Origin of the sequence: Flavobacterium sp. MFBS3-15, from assembly GCF_026107645.2 — a bacterium.
GTDB lineage: Bacteria > Bacteroidota > Bacteroidia > Flavobacteriales > Flavobacteriaceae > Flavobacterium.
On record NZ_JAPCHV010000018.1, the window covers coordinates 55,837 to 74,550 of the forward strand.

General features: G+C 44.3%; 23 protein-coding genes and 1 pseudogene. 11 read left to right on the top strand and 13 right to left on the bottom strand.

Translation table 11 applies throughout. The features are described from left to right. The first annotated feature begins 3 nt into the window (after window positions 1–3). The 8 genes and pseudogenes from OGH69_RS15145 to OGH69_RS15180 all read left to right on the top strand — a co-directional run bounded on the left by OGH69_RS15145 (window position 4) and on the right by OGH69_RS15180 (window position 5,110). The gene (locus OGH69_RS15145) at window positions 4–501 is read left to right on the top strand and encodes a DUF2975 domain-containing protein (RefSeq protein WP_265175331.1); all 498 of its coding nucleotides are present in this window, start codon (window positions 4–6) and stop codon (window positions 499–501) included. A gap of 3 nt (window positions 502–504) precedes the next feature. Beyond that, complete coding sequence (locus OGH69_RS15150; RefSeq protein WP_265175332.1) at window positions 505–1,041, top strand: hypothetical protein; 537 nt, start codon at window positions 505–507, stop codon at window positions 1,039–1,041. 2 nt (window positions 1,042–1,043) lie between these two features. After that, complete coding sequence (locus OGH69_RS15155; protein WP_265175333.1) at window positions 1,044–1,895, top strand: DUF2975 domain-containing protein; 852 nt, start codon at window positions 1,044–1,046, stop codon at window positions 1,893–1,895. A 3-nt stretch (window positions 1,896–1,898) separates the two neighbouring features. After that, complete coding sequence (locus OGH69_RS15160) at window positions 1,899–2,123, top strand: helix-turn-helix domain-containing protein (protein ID WP_265175334.1); 225 nt, start codon at window positions 1,899–1,901, stop codon at window positions 2,121–2,123. A gap of 475 nt (window positions 2,124–2,598) precedes the next feature. Beyond that, window positions 2,599–3,150 (top strand): hypothetical protein, encoded by a 552-nt coding sequence (locus OGH69_RS15165; RefSeq protein ID WP_265175335.1) that lies wholly within the window; start codon window positions 2,599–2,601, stop codon window positions 3,148–3,150. Beyond that, window positions 3,150–3,284: pseudogene (locus tag OGH69_RS15170) on the top strand (helix-turn-helix domain-containing protein); the annotation flags it as partial. The gene OGH69_RS15165 and the pseudogene OGH69_RS15170, both read left to right, overlap by 1 nt. A gap of 311 nt (window positions 3,285–3,595) precedes the next feature. Beyond that, complete coding sequence (locus OGH69_RS15175; RefSeq protein WP_265175336.1) at window positions 3,596–4,228, top strand: hypothetical protein; 633 nt, start codon at window positions 3,596–3,598, stop codon at window positions 4,226–4,228. A 414-nt stretch (window positions 4,229–4,642) separates the two neighbouring features. Further along, window positions 4,643–5,110 (top strand): hypothetical protein, encoded by a 468-nt coding sequence (locus OGH69_RS15180; protein ID WP_265175337.1) that lies wholly within the window; start codon window positions 4,643–4,645, stop codon window positions 5,108–5,110. A gap of 26 nt (window positions 5,111–5,136) precedes the next feature. On the opposite strand, the gene OGH69_RS15185 is transcribed toward OGH69_RS15180, so the two are convergent. From OGH69_RS15185 to OGH69_RS15245, 13 genes are all read right to left on the bottom strand, one after another. Further along, the gene (locus tag OGH69_RS15185) at window positions 5,137–5,682 is read right to left on the bottom strand and encodes a hypothetical protein (RefSeq protein WP_265175338.1); all 546 of its coding nucleotides are present in this window, start codon (window positions 5,680–5,682) and stop codon (window positions 5,137–5,139) included. 58 nt (window positions 5,683–5,740) lie between these two features. Next, window positions 5,741–6,163 carry a hypothetical protein gene (locus OGH69_RS15190; protein ID WP_265175339.1) on the bottom strand — a complete coding sequence of 141 codons (423 nt, stop codon included), beginning with the start codon at window positions 6,161–6,163 and terminating at the stop codon, window positions 5,741–5,743. Window positions 6,164–6,248: 85 nt separating this feature from the next. Further along, window positions 6,249–6,536, bottom strand: a complete 288-nt coding sequence (locus OGH69_RS15195) for a F0F1 ATP synthase subunit delta/epsilon (protein ID WP_265175340.1) — start codon at window positions 6,534–6,536, stop codon at window positions 6,249–6,251. A gap of 81 nt (window positions 6,537–6,617) precedes the next feature. After that, complete coding sequence (gene atpD / locus OGH69_RS15200) at window positions 6,618–8,129, bottom strand: F0F1 ATP synthase subunit beta (RefSeq protein ID WP_265175341.1); 1,512 nt, start codon at window positions 8,127–8,129, stop codon at window positions 6,618–6,620. Between the two features lie 189 nt (window positions 8,130–8,318). Then, complete coding sequence (locus OGH69_RS15205; protein WP_265175342.1) at window positions 8,319–8,618, bottom strand: helix-turn-helix domain-containing protein; 300 nt, start codon at window positions 8,616–8,618, stop codon at window positions 8,319–8,321. A 3-nt stretch (window positions 8,619–8,621) separates the two neighbouring features. Next, window positions 8,622–8,957 carry a type II toxin-antitoxin system RelE/ParE family toxin gene (locus tag OGH69_RS15210; RefSeq protein ID WP_265175343.1) on the bottom strand — a complete coding sequence of 112 codons (336 nt, stop codon included), beginning with the start codon at window positions 8,955–8,957 and terminating at the stop codon, window positions 8,622–8,624. 60 nt (window positions 8,958–9,017) lie between these two features. After that, on the bottom strand, window positions 9,018–9,695 hold the full coding sequence (locus OGH69_RS15215; RefSeq protein ID WP_265175344.1) for a hypothetical protein: 678 nt from the start codon (window positions 9,693–9,695) through the stop codon (window positions 9,018–9,020). Between the two features lie 9 nt (window positions 9,696–9,704). Then, window positions 9,705–10,385: an SIMPL domain-containing protein gene (locus OGH69_RS15220; RefSeq protein WP_265175345.1), complete on the bottom strand. Its 681-nt coding sequence runs from the start codon at window positions 10,383–10,385 to the stop codon at window positions 9,705–9,707. Between the two features lie 324 nt (window positions 10,386–10,709). Next, window positions 10,710–11,345 (bottom strand): voltage-gated chloride channel family protein, encoded by a 636-nt coding sequence (locus OGH69_RS15225; RefSeq protein ID WP_265175346.1) that lies wholly within the window; start codon window positions 11,343–11,345, stop codon window positions 10,710–10,712. Between the two features lie 100 nt (window positions 11,346–11,445). Next, window positions 11,446–12,030 carry a hypothetical protein gene (locus OGH69_RS15230; RefSeq protein ID WP_265175347.1) on the bottom strand — a complete coding sequence of 195 codons (585 nt, stop codon included), beginning with the start codon at window positions 12,028–12,030 and terminating at the stop codon, window positions 11,446–11,448. Between the two features lie 63 nt (window positions 12,031–12,093). Beyond that, entirely contained in the window at window positions 12,094–13,941 is a 1,848-nt protein-coding gene (gene glmS, locus OGH69_RS15235; RefSeq protein WP_265175348.1) for a glutamine--fructose-6-phosphate transaminase (isomerizing), read from the bottom strand. 13 nt (window positions 13,942–13,954) lie between these two features. After that, window positions 13,955–15,571, bottom strand: coding sequence for a BamH family beta-barrel-assembly machinery protein (locus tag OGH69_RS15240; protein WP_265175349.1), 1,617 nt, complete (start codon window positions 15,569–15,571; stop codon window positions 13,955–13,957). Between the two features lie 22 nt (window positions 15,572–15,593). Next, window positions 15,594–16,400: a glycogen/starch synthase gene (locus OGH69_RS15245; protein WP_265175350.1), complete on the bottom strand. Its 807-nt coding sequence runs from the start codon at window positions 16,398–16,400 to the stop codon at window positions 15,594–15,596. A 106-nt stretch (window positions 16,401–16,506) separates the two neighbouring features. Here OGH69_RS15245 and panC point away from each other — a divergent pair, with 106 nt between their 5' ends. From panC to OGH69_RS15260, 3 genes are read left to right on the top strand one after another with little or no spacing between them, the layout of a single operon-like run. Next, complete coding sequence (gene panC / locus OGH69_RS15250; protein WP_265175351.1) at window positions 16,507–17,352, top strand: pantoate--beta-alanine ligase; 846 nt, start codon at window positions 16,507–16,509, stop codon at window positions 17,350–17,352. A 13-nt stretch (window positions 17,353–17,365) separates the two neighbouring features. After that, window positions 17,366–17,716, top strand: a complete 351-nt coding sequence (gene panD, locus OGH69_RS15255; protein ID WP_265175352.1) for an aspartate 1-decarboxylase — start codon at window positions 17,366–17,368, stop codon at window positions 17,714–17,716. 2 nt (window positions 17,717–17,718) lie between these two features. After that, window positions 17,719–18,678, top strand: a complete 960-nt coding sequence (locus OGH69_RS15260) for a lysylphosphatidylglycerol synthase transmembrane domain-containing protein (RefSeq protein ID WP_265175353.1) — start codon at window positions 17,719–17,721, stop codon at window positions 18,676–18,678. The last annotated feature ends 36 nt before the right edge of the window (window positions 18,679–18,714 follow it).

Below are 18,714 nucleotides of genomic sequence, written 5' to 3' on the forward strand. Positions count from 1 at the left end.
ACCATGAAACGACTGCCACTACTCCAACTGCTTACCAACATCCTTTTTATCCTTGTGATGGTCATCATCATATTTGGCATACCGTGTCTGGCCATTGCCATCATTGCACCCGATAACATTCCATTTACCATAAATGGCATTGCTGCCGAAGACTGGGGTGCCGACGGCTACATCGTATTTGTATCGAAGCTGCTCACAGCAGGATTTTGGGCCTATGCTCTCTACCTGTTCAAAACTGTATTAGGCCACTTCAAAAAGCAGCAGGTATTCCATGATAAAGTAATTGTGCTGCTGGACCAGACAGGCAAAGCGATACTCATAGGGTTTTGCTTTGACGTTGTACCGGAGTTCCTGTATGACGCCATACGATTTGGCGACCTGAATTTTGAAATGAACACCTATACCTTCTTCGTGCTAATGCTCGGCCTGTTCTTCATCGTGCTTTCCGAAGTATTCCTGGTGGCAAAGGGCCTTAAAGAAGAAAACGACCTAAACGTATAAATTATGAGGCACCATATCAACATCATCGCGCTGGCCGTTCGCGTGGCCATGGCAGCAGCTTCCTGCATGGCAGTTTTCTACCTGGCAATGGGAGTTTTCTTCCATCTGGAAGACGGACATTTGTTAGTGAAGGATTTTTTCAGTGATTACTTCACATCCATCACTTCCTCGGTACCCTACAGGAACAACGAATGGTTCGGGGCGGCTTTTTGCCTTATTTATGCCGGGCTGCTCATTTACTGCGTAACCGGCCTCAAGCGTTTCCACAGAAGCCTGAAGCGCATCAAAAAGGGCGGCATGTTCGAACCCGGCCAGGATGAGTCGTTCCGAAAGGCGGCGGCTACGGTGGTCATTTTCGCAAAGTCGAAGTACCTGCTGTTCGTTACCATGGGCAGCCTGCTGTATTTTGACCTCACCATCTTCTTCCGCGAGATACCCTCATTCCTGGCTGTGTACCTTATCGGGAAGTTCATCTACCTGATCTCGGGCATGGCAGAGAAAGGCACCTTCATACAGGAAGAGAACCAGCTAACAATATGATCATGAAAAAGAGACAACGCAAAGACAGGTTGGTTTCGAGGCTGTATTACATATCGGCGGGGCTGTTGGCCTTAGCCGGCGTACTGACAGCAGTAACATTGGCTTTTGACATTTTCCAGAAAGACCCATACCGCAATTTTACCTTCATGCCCAACCATGTTACCGGCTACACCCTTCCGGTAAAGATGAATGTCATAACCTTTGATACGCTGGTAAGCTACGAACGGCCGAAGATCGAAAACACTCCGTCCCATCGTGGTACTTTTATCTTAAAAACCGGAAGCAATTCCGAAACCGGACGGCTTGAAACGAATAACATCCTCAATGACCCGGATTACAACACAACCTTTATAACCCAATCGAAACAGGTGCATTCGGACGATGAATTCAATGTCGATATCGGTGAAATCGATATGGCTCCGTTATCTGCAGAAGGGTTTATCCTTGTCAGGCCCGACAGCTTATGGTTTACACTGCTACTGGCCATCCGGAATTACGCGACATACGCTGTGGTACTTTTTGTGCTGTTTTGGCTGATGCAGCTTTTCAAGAGGCTAAAGAATGACTTTACATTTAACGCTTCCCTTAGCCGCTCCATCTGGCTTATAGGCAACAGCCTGCTGCTGTACCAGTTTTTACTGCTTGTAACCGGGACAATCATTGAAAAATACATATCGTCAGTCATAATTACCGAAACAGCGGGAGACCTGTATAGCGGGAGACAGATCATGAACCTCAGTGTGAGCTTTGGCGGTAGTATCATAATGCTTTTTTCAGGCCTTGCCCTGGTAGTGTTAAGCAAACTCCTCAACTACGGCTACGAGCTGCAGCAGGAAAACGACCTAACCATTTAGCCTATGCCCATTATCATCAATCTCGACGTAATGCTGGCCAAACGTAAAATGCGCAGCAACGAACTCGCCGACCGCGTGGGCATCACCACAGCCAACCTCTCCATCCTGAAAACCGGTAAGGCTAAGGCAATACGCTTCTCCACGCTCGAAGCGATATGCGAAGTGCTGGAATGCCAGCCGGGGGATATCATGGAGTTTATTTCGGAAGTGGAGGAGAATAAGTTGTAGCTGCTAACCGGAAAAATTTGCCATACACATATAATTAGCAGGAAAAATTTGCTCCCAAACCCGATTTAGCGGCAAAAATTTTCCAAAAACAGGGAGTTAGACGGAAAAATTTTCTTGCTGAGTCCTTTTTTAACCACAAGGAACACAAAGTCTTTCACAAAGGGCACGATGGAATATCACTCTTAAAAGAGCACAAAGCGAAGCGTAACCCTCTGTGGCCTTTATGCATACAGCTTTGTGGCCTCAGTGAAATTCTTCGTGCGCTTTGTGGTAAAATTGAAAACCACTTGTGGTTAATATTCTTCAAATTCATTACTTTAGGCCTGTAATACATTCCGCACATGAAACCTTTAAAAACAGCCCTCCTTCTTTGCTCATTCGTTTTCCTTATTTCCTGCAAGGGTGAAAAGGAATCCGAAAACGTAACACCCAACTCTGTTCTGCTATTATAGCCCACAACTAAAACAAATCAGAATTGAAAAAGAATCTTATAAATCCTTCGGAAGAACATAAACTATTTGGCGACACGATTCTGGATTTGATTAGCCCTGAAATCGAAAAGTTTGGATTCGAAACGCATCGCATAAAAATTGAAAAATACTTTACCGAGATTGTTTTTAGAAAAGATAAGCAGTACATCAAAGTTTCAGGAACTACATATCTTACAGATTATCCTTACCATTACAACATTGTATTGGGTGAGGGCTATAGCGACAACTTTTTGGAATCAGATTGGAATTCAATAGCCCTTTGGCGGTTAAAATCTTTAACTGACCCCGAAACAAATACCAACGAATTTGCTTTTCCTTTTGGGGATGAAGTTAGGTTTAGCATTGCTAATGCATGCAGAGAGATAATACAATATGCAGAACCATTTTTGCAGGGAGACCTAACTTTGTTCTTAAAAGCCAGATCGGAGCACAACAGAATCAGAGAACCTTATAAAATTTATAAGCGTGATGCAAATGGAAATTATACGACAAGTTACGAGCCAAATAGTGTCGCGCTAAAGAAAAAATACAGTTAGACATTACGATCCTGAAAATAAAGAAAGCCAAGGCAATCCGCTTTTCGGCCCTCGAAGCGATTTGCGAAGTGCTGGACTGCCAGCCGGGGGACATCATGGAATTCATTTCGGATGTGGAGGAGAATAAATTGTAGTTGCTAACCGGAAAAATTCGCCTCTAAACCCGAATTAACAGCAAAAATTCTCCAAAAACAGGGAGTTAGACGGAAAAATTTTCTTGCTGAGTCCTTTTTTAACCACAAGGAACACAAAGTCTTTCACAAAGGGCACGATGAAATATCACTCTTAAAAGAGCACAAAGCGAAGCGTAACCCTCTGTGGCCTTTATGCATACAGCTTTGTGGCCTCCGTGAAATTCTTCGTGCGCTTTGTGGTAAAATTGAAAATCACCTGTGGTTTAATATTCTCCAAATTTATTACTTTAGTCCTGTAATCCAGTCCTCACATGAAACCTTTAAAAACAGCCCTCCTTCTTTGCTCATTCGTTTTCCTTATTGCCTGCAAGGGTGAAAAGGAACCCGAAAACGCAACGGCTACTAAAGCCGAAACCCGGGAAGCCGACCCGGACAGGCAGGAAATTACCAGGCTGGTAAAAGACGTGTACAAATGGCAAGACACGGTAAAAACACACAACACATTCCGGTCATTCATGAAGGACAGCATGATTGTGGGCTATGACCCCATTGAGCAAAGCCTTTATAGAGTTCAAATGGATAAGTCAGGGCTTTTTGCCACCGAATTCATGGATAACATGGGCAGGATATTCAATAAGCAGGATGAATTGCTTCGCAGCGGTGAAGCCGAATGGCATGAGGGAGACATGCCTCCTTTTGGCGGGTCGGATGTCAACCCTTGGTGCAGATGCCAGGACCGTCCAACGGATGATTTTGACAAGATACATGTAGTCGTCGAAAAAATGACTGCCGATACCGCAACACTCTACTGGAACTGGAAGGGCTTTGGCAAAGACTGGGAACAGGAGCATTACCACATAAGGGTTGTAAAGGAAAAAGGCAAGTGGAAAATTGCCTGGATGGAAGGCTGGGATTATGAGACAAATGTAAGGTTGGTTTTTTAATACTCATGGCTAAGTTTGTAGTCGGGATAATCGTTTGTTTAGCGCTCATAGCATTAAGTGTTTATGCCATAGTCAATAACGGGGTAAGCCTTCGATATGAAGTCGAAAATCCCGGAGATTGCATTTCTTTATCATCTGAGACTGACCTCTGCCTTACCGCAAATATCCTGAGAGGAATGGTAATTTTGGGTATTATTGGAGGATGTTATTTTACTTACAGGTTAAATTTACGCAAGCAAAGAGTTTAACTCAGTTCTTTATCCAGCCATGCCCAGACCGAATTTTCTTTACCGTGGCGCTTCGACTGATCCCTTGTCTTGAGAACAGGAAAGAAAGGCGATATGCAACGTGCGGAATGCCAGCCAGGAGACATCATGGTGTTTTTTCGGATGGTAAAATAATAATATAATAGCTATGTCAATATTTTCAAACAAACAGCACTTTTTACACAGTCGAGTCACCTACATGGAATCAATTGGTATTTTAGGAAACGACCATTTCATAAACTTATTGAGTAATCTTAAATTTGGCACATCCGGCTCTTATTATAAAACAGACCATTCAACGATTGACTGGGATAAAACTTCAAATCACCACCAATTTTTCTTCGATTATGAAGGAGATGAACAATTAATTGAAAGTTGGCTAAAGGAAAGTGAACTCAAAGATCATGAGTATCTACTCACATGGCTGAGTTGGGACGACCCGATTATTAAAATAAAAACCTCTGAATTCATCCGGGAATGGGAGTGGTTTTATATAGCAAGCGTTGAAGGAATGATAATCATAACAGAAGATGGCAAAAAAATTTTAGAATTTACTGACGACTATAAATACCATTTAAACAGCAATTTTGAAATAAGGCCAAATTCTAAAAAATAATTTAGCAAAAAAACTTTTCCCCCTTATTAACTCATCTCCTTATCCAGCCGTACCCAAACTGAATTGTTCTTTATTGTAGCATCGAGCAAGGGCACATTCAGCCCAATGGCAATCTTCCGTGCAACTTTCAGGCATACTTCGGCATTGTAATCGGCAAAAACAGTTAAGTGTCGGTTGCCCTCCTGCCACACATTGACATTGTAACATCCGGTAACTTCACCATCTTCATCCCTGTGCAATTGGTAAAAGACCGATACATACTCTGTTTCCGGAAGCGGTTTCCATCCTCGCGTCAAATGCAGCGTGCCGAGGGAAGATTCAAAACGATATTTTGTACGGCAATAGCGTACCCTAAAGCGATCCTCAGCATAATTATCGAATGCAAGCAAGCCAAAAATCAGTATAAGGAGCGCTCCCCCAAAATAATGACCTAAAGATGGGGAGTACCAATAACAGTAGGCCGTTAAGCCAACCGAACCAAGCAAAAGCAACAGTGACATCAACCGTCTGAATATCGCCGAAGTGCCAGTATTTTCTAAAACGACTATGACATCCTGTTCTTTGTATTGCATACCGCAATAATACAAAAAAGCCCCTTCAAATTGAAGGGGCTATGCTTATAAAAGATCTTTATTGCTTTTCTAGCAGCGTGAGGTGTGGCATTGTTTCACCCTCCCCGATATCCATATCAGCTACCATATAGAGCCTTGTTTTTTTGTAAATGGTAAAAGATTGGTCTTCATATTCCGGAGTGTCAAAATCAAGGATTATAGTTTTCCCGGATTTCTTCCACTTCCCGGTATCACTAACCGGCCCAACTTTACAAGCATTTAAGGTACGGGTAAAAGTATTGTCCTGCCTTAATTCTAATGTCTCATCTTTTACTCCCAGGAACAAAAAATTCATATATCCCTGTGAATACATAATGGCCGTTTTCTCGCCAAATGTAGGATTTTTACTTACATATACACCCGTCAGGTCATCTTCACCGCCCGAAAACGGAAAAAGGATAATGGCGAAGCTTATTAGAAACAGTGAGAAATATACCTTCATGGCTTATTGATTTGATGCTGAGTTAAATATACAAAAAAAAGCCCCTTCAAATCGAAGAGGCTATTTATATTTTCACCGGCTGAACTTAGTCAACCAGAATGATGATCCTGTTGTCTTTAAGCTCCAGGGTTCCCGATTTTATGTGAAGCAGGAACTTCTGGTCTTTTTCTGATTTGTCGAACTTTACGGAAAAATCCTTGTTGGTCTTGAAATCAGGCACACCTATCTTGATGGTTCCCTCAACGAGTACCGCAACGATATTCGCGTGGTGGTCCAACATCTGGAATTCGCCATCCGATCCCGGAACGGTTACCGAAGTAACGCCTCCCTTAAACAAATGGCCTTCCGGCGATACTATTTCTAATAATAACATAGTCGTTTAGTTGTTGGTTGCCGGTTGCCGGTTGCTGGAGGCCAATCTGACAACCATCAACTATCAACCATCAACCGGGTTTTACGCTTCAGTCAACATTTTCTGTCCGGCCTCGATAACGTCCTCGATGGTACCTTTAAGGTTGAAGGCCGCTTCCGGAAGGTGGTCAAGCTCACCGTCGATGATCATGTTGAATCCTTTGATGGTGTCTTTGATGTCTACAAGAACGCCCGGGATACCTGTGAACTGCTCGGCCACGTGGAACGGCTGCGAAAGGAAACGCTGAACGCGGCGTGCGCGTGATACGGCCAGTTTATCTTCCTCGCTAAGCTCTTCCATACCAAGGATCGCGATGATGTCCTGCAGCTGCTTGTATTTCTGAAGTATCTCTTTTACCCTTTGCGCACAGTTGTAGTGCTCGTCGCCCAGGATAAGCGGGGTAAGGATCCTTGAAGTTGAGTCCAATGGGTCAACCGCAGGGTAAATACCAAGCTCGGCGATTTTACGGGAAAGTACAGTTGTTGCGTCAAGGTGGGCAAAGGTTGTAGCCGGTGCCGGGTCGGTAAGGTCATCCGCAGGTACGTAAACCGCCTGTACTGATGTAATCGAACCTTTTTTAGTTGATGTAATACGCTCCTGCATCGCACCCATCTCGGTAGCAAGCGTAGGCTGGTAACCTACCGCAGAAGGCATACGGCCAAGAAGTGCAGACACCTCTGAACCTGCCTGTGTAAAACGGAAGATGTTGTCAACGAAGAAAAGAACGTCTTTCCCCTGGCTGTCGCCTGCTCCGTCACGGAAGTACTCAGCGATGGTAAGGCCTGAAAGCGCCACACGTGCACGTGCTCCCGGCGGCTCGTTCATCTGCCCGAATACGAAGGTAGCTTTCGACTGCCTCATGCCGGCTTTGTCTACTTTGCTAAGGTCCCATCCGCCGTTCTCCATAGAGTGCATGAACTCGTCACCATACTTGATGATGCCCGACTCAAGCATCTCACGAAGAAGGTCGTTACCTTCACGTGTCCTTTCACCTACTCCTGCGAATACGGAAAGACCACCGTGGCCCTTAGCGATATTGTTGATCAACTCCTGGATCAGTACGGTCTTACCTACACCGGCACCACCGAAAAGACCAATTTTACCACCTTTTGCATAAGGCTCGATAAGGTCGATTACTTTGATACCTGTGAAAAGAACCTCTGATGAAGTTGAAAGGTCTTCAAATTTAGGCGCCTGGCGGTGGATCGGAAGGCCGTTCGCACCGTCTTTCGGCAATTCGTCAAGGCCGTCAATGGCATCGCCGATAACATTAAACAAACGTCCGTAAACATCCGGGCCAATCGGCATCTGGATAGGAGCACCTGTTGCGGTTACTTCCTGCCCCCTGCTAAGGCCGTCTGTAGAGTCCATCGAAATTGTACGAACAGTGTTTTCACCAACGTGCGACTGTACTTCAAGGATTAATTTTGAACCATCTTTCTTAGTGATCTCTAATGAATCATAGATCTTTGGAAGTTCGGCGTCCTGCGAGCTGAACACTACGTCAACAACCGGCCCGATGATCTGTGCAACTTTTCCTATTGATTTAGACATTGCTTATGTATTTATTAAACAGCGATTTACGAATTGCGAAAAAACCTTATTTTTTCGAGTGCAAAGATAGTTTTTTATAAACGAATTATGCAATTTTAATTTTGCGTTTTTTTCGATAAATGAGGGGAATGCTGGGAATATGGTTTTGAATTATCAGTTAAGGGCAAATGTTTTGAGCAAATGTTCCGATTACAGGAATGTTAACCCTATCCGTTTGTTCAACCCCACTTCAAATATTCTTATGAGTGTAGAGAGCTGGATATTCCCTTTTCCGTTTTCAATTTTAGATATGTAGCTTTTCTTCGTGCCTGCCTTTTCGGCCAGCTGTTCCTGGGTAAGCTTTGCCTCCCTGCGCGCTTCTTTCAGCATTTCACTTATAATGAACATTTGGGAGCGCTCTTCGTAGGCGCTCCGGCTTTCGGTACCTATTCTGCCATGCTCTGCTTCAATCAGGTCGTCGAATGTTTTTATGTTGTCGTAATTTTTCATGACTTATCCTTTCTGTTCAAAATATTCTTTCATTAACGCGGTTGCCTTTTCCAGTTCATTCTTTGGTGTCTTGTCCGTTTTCTTTTGAAACCCATTAAAAAGAACTATCAACCTACCTTCATCAAAACAACAAAATATCCGGTATATATTGGATTGATATTCCACTCTCACCTCATACAAGCCATCAGTCCCGGATAAATGCTTCAGGAATTTTTCAGGCACCCGGTCCACCTGCTTGATTAATTCAAGCACATACTGGATCTTGCTTTTAACTTTATCGTCCTGTTCCTGATAAAACCTTATAAAGTGATTTCCGTGAAATATAATTGTTCTCGGCATATTCGCAAAGTTATCTTAAAAGTGAACAAAATCAAAATAAATCCTTAGTTTTTACATACATTACTCCACTCCAAACTTTACCACCAGTTTCTTATAAAGGCTGCCCACAAGCTTACCATCCTGCATTTGCAATTTTTTACTGTTCTCACCAACAAAGTAAGTATCATGGAGATTAAGCTCAAAATCATCCATACCTTCAGCTTCCTTTACCGCTATGACATTTCTGATAATCAATCCTGAAGCCGCAGCAATAACATCTGCTTTTATACCTGCTCTTTCTACAAGTTTCTTGTATAGCATTGTCTCCGCCTCCGATTCATTTAGAAATTTAAATTTTGTAATCGTTGCATTGACAAAATCAAACTGACTTAAAAGCTTACTCAATTCGCCCCACTCCTTTTCGCTTGTCAAACTTACCACTATAGTGGCACCTGACGGGGCAGACAAAGGTGGATACATTGTCAGCGTGTCATCCTGCTTGTATCTGTAGCTTTTTGCCTTAAGCTGATGTTTAACTTTGTCAATGTTCTGCGTTAGCCGCTTTTCATTTTCTTTTATATTAAAAGAATTATTCACATCCACTTTTTCGTAAGGGCTTCCACTTGCAACAAATAATGCTATATCAAACCTTTCCGGCTTCAGCGTAATCGTATCCTCAACCTCCACTTCGATAAATTTATCCTGTGCGGTAGAGACCATCGAAAAAAGAAACGAAAAAATTACCAGCAGATTTTTCATATCCTAAAATTACTCCGCCGCAAACTTTACCACAAATGTTTTTTCAAGGCTGCCGGAATAGCTTGTTTTGTCGCGGCCCATACTCCTGGATTTCATCATCTCCATCATAAATGTTTCAAATGCGCTGCCACTGCCTCCTTTACCTTCCTTCACTTCCAGTATTTTTCCTGCCTTCAGTCCCGAGTGCGAAGCGATGATCACGGCTTTCGACTTCGCTTTTTCAATGAGCTTTTTTATCAGCTGTTCCTCAGCTTTGGCTTCATCGGCATATTTAATCACTTCCACGTCCACGTAGGCACCCACGCCCAACAGGTCTCTTATCTTTTGTATGTCGGCCTCATTGTTTACGTTTACGCTCCAGCCACTATCATTCATGCCGTACAATCTTACGCCCATGATATCCCCTTTTGGCGAAAGCGGCCCCACTTTATATTTTTTGGCCTCCAGTTTCCTTTTTATTTCCTGTAATTTATTTTTCTGTTTCTCCTGCTCGGCCATCGGGTCGTAGTTTTCATCAAATACGACTGCCGATGTATCTATGGCGCTGTAATCGTCCTGCAGGTAAATATTACATTGAAATGACACAGGCTTCAGCGTTATCGTATCGGTCACTTCTACCTCAATGAATTTGCTTTGCGCAAGAGAGGCAAGCGAGCACAGCATCAGGGCTGCAACAAGAAAATTTTTCATGGTTTATAAATTGGTTTTAGCAAACGTAGGGAATTTTAAGATGCAAAAAAGCGGCCGGAAATAATTTTACAAACGCTCCGCGAAGTCGGGAGACTTCGCGGATGCGTTGGCATGTCTCTGGCATGCAGGATTAAGGTCAAAGACCTTGTATCACTTCCGCAAAGTCGTGAGACTTCGCGGAGCGAGTTGCAACAAAAAAACCCGTTAAGAAATTTCCTAACGGGTTTCATATATTTTATACAGTACAGTTACTCCACTGTAACCGACTTCGCCAGGTTTCTTGGCTGGTCTACGTTACATTCCTCATTATTTCAATGACAGTGATCAATTCAGCGATTTCAGCTGTTTACTCTTATTATTTGCCAAGTTCATTTTAACTATTCCGAACCTCATCCCTGTGGTATCTGAACTGTTTTTAAAAGTCACCAGTGTACCCAAATTTTTTTCACTTTTAGACTTCCGGCGTTCTATTACTGCAAACTCATAAAAATTTCCTCTCCTCCTTAGCGGATTCCTTTCAAAAAAAACAGTATCCCCTTTTATTCTGTACGTTCCCGTTATCTCGTCAACCCCAAAACATACCTCCCTGCTCTTAAATGTATAATCTTTTCGTAACTTTAATGTTATCATACAATTAGCTACTCCTTCTCTTTGGGCAATAAGAACAGCATCGCTTTCCATTTTTTCGAAATCCACAATTCCATTCGGAAAGAAAAAAGCCAAAGCCAAAACACCCGTCATTAAACCAATTAAATAAAGCCGCGGCTTATCCCTCAACTTTTCGGTTATCGCCCTAAATATCTGGACGTACAATAATACGGCCAACACTATAAAATATAACACCATTAAAAGAAATGTGAGCATCGAAAATATCCCTAACGTTCCTTCCCAATAATATACAGTATTTACCAAGAGAAAGAAAATCACTGATGCTATGATTAGCTTTTTATATTTAGCCATGATTGAGCATATGATAAGTAAACATACAAAAAAAGGCCGGAAATAATTTCCCAACCGCTTTCTTATTGCTCCACGAAGTCGGGAGACTTTACGGAGGTGACTACTCTTCAATTTTAAAATGATTCAAAAATCCTTTCTCCTTAATGAAATTACCTGTTGTATCCCTCTCAATAAATATTGCCCCTGCCCTTCTGTCAATTAATATTGTATCCGGAATGAAGTCCTCATTGTCATACGGCATCTTTGAAAAAATGATTGTATCTCCCTTTATGGTATATTGCCCATTAAACACTTCACTAAAGCCCATGAATCCATTAACTTCATTCTGGCAAGAGCCATTCTGCCTTAAAACAAGGGTATAGCTAAACAGGTCGTCGTAAAGTGTTGCTGTCATTATCCTCTTTGACCTTAACAGGTCGGAATCAAAAATTGCAGATGCAACGATAAGAACGACAACGACACAATGGGACATTATTTTTATCCTGTTGCTTCCAAAGCCCTTCCTGCCAATAGCAATAAGTGTATTGAATATTGAAATAATATATAAAATCAATACCGGAAAGATGATCAGCGGATAGGAAAAAAACCATATTGCCATACCTCCAAAAAATTGTGTCAAAAGCCATGCGATCATTCCTGCACACGAAACGACAGCCATCACATCGGTATACTTTACTCTAGCCATACAAAAATCTTAAATGAAAACAGCCGGAAATTCCGGCTGTCTATAAATTATACTATCAGAAGATTACTCCACCGTAACCGACTTCGCCAGGTTTCTTGGCTGGTCTACGTTACAGCCCCTCATTACCGCAATGTGGTACGATAGCAGCTGTAGCGGGATGGTAGTAAGCAGCGGCGACAAAGCGTCCACGGTATCCGGCACTTCGATCACGTGGTCGGCAAGTCCCCTTACCTGTACGTCGCCCTTGGTTACCACCGCAATGATCTTGCCGCTCCTTGATTTTATTTCCTGTATGTTGCTCACGATCTTGTCGTAGTGCTCCTGCTTCTGGGCAACCACCACTACCGGCATCTGCTCGTCGATAAGCGCGATAGGCCCGTGCTTCATCTCGGCGGCAGGATAGCCCTCCGCGTGGATGTATGATATCTCTTTCAGCTTCAGAGCGCCTTCAAGCGCTACCGGGAAGTTGTATCCCCTGCCCAGGTAAAGGCAGTTGGAAGCATCCTTATAAATAGCCGCGATCTCTTTGGCTACTTCGTTGGTCTCAAGCGCTTCGGCAACCTTTTCAGGGATTACCTCAAGTTCCTGCAGGTACCTGTGGAACTGCGAATTGTTCATTGTGCCTTTGGCCTGCGCCAAACGAAGCGCGATAAGCGTAAGCACGGTTATCTGCGTCGTGAAAGCCTTTGTGGATGCCACCCCGATCTCAGGGCCGGCATGCGTATAAGCGCCTGCATCCGTCTCACGGGAAATAGACGACCCCACCACGTTGCACACGCCAAATACGAAGGCACCGTTTTGTTTCGCCAGTTTAATGGCGGCAAGCGTATCGGCCGTTTCTCCTGATTGCGATATCGCGATAACCACATCTGTAGGACGGATGATCGGGTTCCTGTATCGGAATTCCGATGCATATTCCACCTCTACCGGTATGCGGGTAAATTCTTCAAAAATGTATTCGGCTACCAAGCCTGCGTGCCATGAGGTACCGCACGCGATGATGAGTATCCTGTCAGCGTTGACAAACTTCTGGAGGTTGTCCTCGATGCCCGCCATCTTGATAAGCCCCTCGTTGGCATGAAGCCTTCCGCGGTACGTATCCTTTATTACATTCGGCTGCTCATAGATCTCCTTAAGCATGAAGTGGTCGTAACCGCCCTTCTCTATCTGCTCCAGGTTCATCTGCAGCTCCTGGATGTACGGATCAACCAATGAGTCATCCTTGATCTTCCTTATCTTGAGCGGCTTGTCAAGGCGCACTATGGCCATCTCCTCATCTTCAAGGTATATGGCATTTGATGTATATTCAATGAACGGCGACGCATCCGATGCTACAAAGAACTCATCTTTGCCTACTCCGATGGCCAGCGGGCTTCCCAAACGGGCGGCCACGATCTCGGTAGGCCTTTCTTTGTCGAATACCGCAATGGCATACGCGCCCACCACCTGGTTAAGGGCAATCTGTACTGCCTTGCCCAGCTTCAGGTTGTCTTTTTTCTTTACGTCCTCAATAAGGTTGATAAGCACCTCTGTATCGGTATCCGATTTAAAGGTATATCCCCTGTTAATAAGCTCCTTCTTCAGCGGCTCGTAGTTTTCGATGATGCCGTTGTGCACAATAACAAGGTTGCCCGAGTTGGAAAAGTGCGGGTGCGAGTTTACATCGTTTGGTACGCCATGGGTAGCCCAACGGGTATGGCCTATGCCAATGGTCCCTTCGGTGCTTATTTCCTTAGCGGCTTTTTCCTCAAGGTCAGAAACCTTTCCCTTGGTTTTGCATAGCGTCAGGTCAGAGCCGTTGTATAGCACAACGCCCGCGCTGTCATAACCCCTGTACTCCAGCCTCCTGAGGCCCTTTATAACAACAGGGTATGCTTCCCTGTGACCGATGTAACCTACGATTCCACACATAGTAAATAGCTAATTAATTGGGTTTGGTATAATAAATTTCAAGTTTAAGGCGCTTGTCATAATTCGGGTCGCCAACCGGAATGTTAGACCCATACAATATGGTGCCAAACGGGTGCATTACTGACGATACCGGCAATGTCTTCACGTCAAAACCAGGGAGTGCTATCGGCGTTTTCAGCGCCGCGTTGCCCGAAAGGTTAATGTACTCGGTTACCGCAAGGCCCAGCCTTACATTGGTTGAGTCTTTATTGATAAGGTTATTGATGTGGTCGGTAACCCTGATTTTGTATCTGAAACCACGCTTATCTGAATCAACTTCAATCAAACCGCCATGAATGTATTTATCATACTTAGGCGCCGATGTGACATAGGTGGCATCGTTATAATAATCTATTACAGGCCTTTTATTGTTAATGTCATACAGCAGCACCCTTAACGGCTCAACAGCAGTACCCATAGCTTCTTTATCTACATAAAACACCAGGTTGGCTTCGTTCACCAGTACTTTTTGCCCGGTTACAGGGTCGCGCTTCAGGTCTGCAAAATAGCTGTCGTCAATGTCGATGAACGCCATAGATCCTTCTCCGCCCTTTACATACAGCCTGTCATCGCCCAGTACAGGGTCGAATGTGTTTATAGCCGATGCATAGGCAGGGTTTGGCGTATTCTCAAAGAAGTTTACCGTGTTGCCGTCAAGGTTCAACGTCATGGTCTTTGCTTCAGGCTCTTCACTATGCTCGCCTCCCTCACAGGTGGAACAGGCAATGTAATCCCTGTACTTAATGGTAATGGTACCCTGGTCAAACCTTGGTACCGCCATAACCGACTCGTTGCCGTTTTGCGTTACCTTAAAGTACAGCCCGCGGAAGTACTCCATGAAAACGTTGTTGTTCACCAGCTTGCCCTGTGCGGCAGCGCCAAACATTATTTGTTGGAACTCATCCTTATCAAAATAGAGGAAAATTCCGGGTGCTTTACGTTCCACAATTTTTGCAGCCATTTGTCCTTCCGGAATTGCAGTACGCTCAATCTCGGCTGCGCTAACGGCAAACTGGTCATTTTGCGCTTCAGAAAAGTTATTAAGCCTTGAGCCTACCAGGTTGCTTTCAACAAGGTTTTTCTCATCAGAATAATATTTCTGGCCGTCTACGAAAGACGAACCCGGGTCGGAATTACGCAGGAAATAACCATTCCTGTACACATCCAGCCTGAATTTACCGCCTGTAGCAGGATAAACAGAGTCAAGGGTATAGGTACTTGCACCCGTCTCAGAGTCGGTCTCTTCCAGTGCGCTGAAATAAGGCACATACAGGTACACCGAATCAACAATTGGCTCATACAGGGTTGGGTTGGTCGTAGCCAGCTGCACCTGCGTTACAAAGTGCGCAACGGTTTTTCCAAATACGGGGTTCTCATATACCCCAAGGGTATTCAGCGTAAGGTTGTTGGACTGCACCACATTGGTGGCACGGTCGTATGCCGTTACCGGTGTAACAAGCCTGGTCATGCCATAATGCACATCGTCATCGATAATGTCCGAGCCGATGGAATTGTAATCGGTATCGCACGACACAAGGAAAATAACGCTTAAGGCAAGAATGAATTTCTTTACGAAGGAACTATTGATCATAGGTTTTTTTTAAAAAATTTATCTATAAAACCTTAGTTTTATAGAAATTAGTATATGCACCTGCAAAATTATCTTTCGGCACATACTCCAGGTAAGGCTTCCCGGAAGCCTCAACCGCCTGTTTAAGCCCTTCGGGCAGGTTTTCTGAGGCAATGATTAAAGCATCCGAATGGGCAATGGACGCCTTCATGATATTTTCATAATTGGGCACTTCCAGCACCTTTACATCGCTTTCGGGCACGTTGTCGAACAGCACTTTTTTCAGCATTTCGTTGTCGAGCGTACCTTCAAAACCCTGTCCGTAAACGGATGTTACAATCTTTGTATCGGCAAAAAGCGCTTCGTCCTTATAAAAATGCTTCATGTATATGGGCAGCATGGCCGCCATCCATCCATGAACGTGGATGATGTCCGGCACCCAGTTGAGTTTCTTAACGGTCTCAACCACGCCCTTGGCAAAAAAGATTGCCCTTTCGTCGTTATCAGGGTAAAGCGTACCATCCTCATCGGTAAACGTAGCTTTACGCTTAAAATATTCATCGTTGTCTATGAAATAGACCTGTATCCTTTCTTTGGGTATGGAAGCTACTTTTATTATAAGCGGCATATCCATATCGTTAACCACCAGATTCATCCCGGACAGGCGGATAACCTCGTGCAACTGGTGCCTCCTCTCATTGATGTTGCCGTAACGGGGCATGAAAATCCTTATCTGCCCACCCTGGTCATTGATCATTTTTGGCACATCATACGACATTAACGACACTTCATTCTCCGCCAAATAAGGCACTACTTCAGATGATACATACAATATCCTCTTATCCTCCATCTTCAATACTTAATTTTATTCCGGTGTAAAAACACGCAAAATTAAACAATTTTGCGCAGGTAATAACTAAAAGATTAATTTTGCTTCGATTTTTAATTTTAAGTTAATGCTCATTTTCAACAATAAAGCCGGTTTAACGAAAGTTTTATCTGATTATAGAAATGTTAAAACAACCATCGGTTTTGTACCTACAATGGGTGCTTTGCATGCCGGCCACCTCTCACTGCTGGAGCGTTCGGTACGTGAAAATGGCGTTACCGTAATCAGTATCTTCGTGAACCCCACGCAGTTCAACAACCCCGAGGACCTGGAAAAATACCCCCGCACATTGGAGGCCGACGTAGAAAAAATAAAGACCGTGAGCGACGACATCATTGTGTTCGCCCCAACGGTAAACGAAATGTATGACGGCAACACCATTTCGGCACATTTCTCTTTCGACGGGCTCGAAAACCAGATGGAAGGCGCCTTCCGCCCCGGCCATTTCGACGGTGTGGGCACCATTGTTAAGAAATTGTTCGAAATCGTGCAGCCGGCCAACGCCTATTTTGGCGAAAAGGATTTCCAGCAGCTGCAGATTGTAAAAAAACTGGTGGAAAAGGAAAAACTGCCGGTACATGTTGTGGGTTGCCCCATAACCCGCGAAGAAAACGGGCTTGCCATGAGCTCCCGGAATCAGAGGCTGAGCACCGGCGAAAAGGATGCGGCCGCCTTCATTTACCAAACCCTGAAGGAGGCAAGGCAACGTTTTGAAAATGAAAGCCCTGCTGAAGTGACAGCGTATGTTTACGATGCTTTTGCCGCCCGCCCCGAGTTTACGATGGACTATTTTGAGATTGCCGCAGAAGACGACCTGAAGCCCGCAACCGTAAAGGAAAACAGGAAATACAGGGCATTCGTTGCAGTTTTTTTAAGCAATGTGCGGCTAATTGACAATATTTCATTAAATTGATTACCTTTGCGCCATGCAAATTCAAGTTGTAAAGTCCAAGATTCACCGCGTTAAGGTGACTGGAGCTGATTTAAATTACATAGGCAGCATTACCATTGACGAAGCGTTGATGGAAGCTTCCAATCTTATTGAAGGTGAAAAAGTTTCGATTGTGAACATCAACAATGGCGAACGCCTCGAAACTTATGTGATCAAAGGAAACAGGGACAGCGGCGAGATAACCCTTAACGGCCCTGCTGCAAGAAAGGTACAAAAAGGCGACATCATCATCATCATATCCTACGGGATAATGGACTTTGAGGAAGCCAAAACCTTTAAGCCATCCATTGTTTTCCCTAACGAAAATGACAACTCGCTAACGTAGCTTTGAAAAAAAAGATAAGCAGGATAGTAAGCATTGCACTCCCACTATTGTTGGGAGTTTTTTTAATTATATACATGTACCGCCAGTTTACCCCCACAGAACTGGAGGGCATGAAAAACAGCTTCCGCACTGCCGACTACCTGTATGTTTTCATTTCGCTCATCATAGGCCTGACAGGCTTTTGGGCCCGCGCCTACCGCTGGAAGTATACCCTGGCCCACATAGGCTACACGGCTCCCATGGGCGCTAAGTTTGGCGCAGTATGCATCACCTACATCATGAACATGCTCATACCGCGCAGCGGCGAGGTGAGCCGTGCAGTAGCCATAAACAAGTATGCGGGTGTGCCTTTCGACAAAGCCTTTGGCACCATCATTGCCGAGCGTATTGTAGACATGATACTCCTGGTACTGGTAGTAGGCCTTACAGCCATACTCCAGTTCGACGCCATGCAGTCCTACCTGGCCGACATCCCTTTTAAACAACTGCTGTTTTACGGAACCATTGCAGGCATATTGTTTTTGGGCTCGGTGCTTTTCTTCATTTACTCAAAACTCGGGTGGGTACAAAAAATAAAGATCCGGATAGGCGGGCTTACGCAGGGTGCGCTGAGCGTTTTCACCATGCCCAACAAATGGCCCTTCCTGCTGCTTTCCCTCTATATTTGGTTCAGCTATGTGCTGATGTTCTACATCACCATCTATGCCCTGCCTGAAACTTCGGGACTTAGCTTTGGCACAGTATTTACGGCTTTCGTTATAGGGAGCATCGTTATAACCTTTACCAATGGCGGTACAGGCTTCTTTCCTTTTGCCATTGCCAAAATACTTTTTGTGTATGGCGTACCCAAATCGGCGGGCGCTGCATTTGGCTGGATTGTATGGACTTCTCAAACGGGACAGATATTGTTTTTAGGCGGATTATCATTTTTGTTGCTTCCCCTTGCATACAGAAAGAAATAATTGTTATCTTGCCTAACTATTTTCTCCAACCCCGTA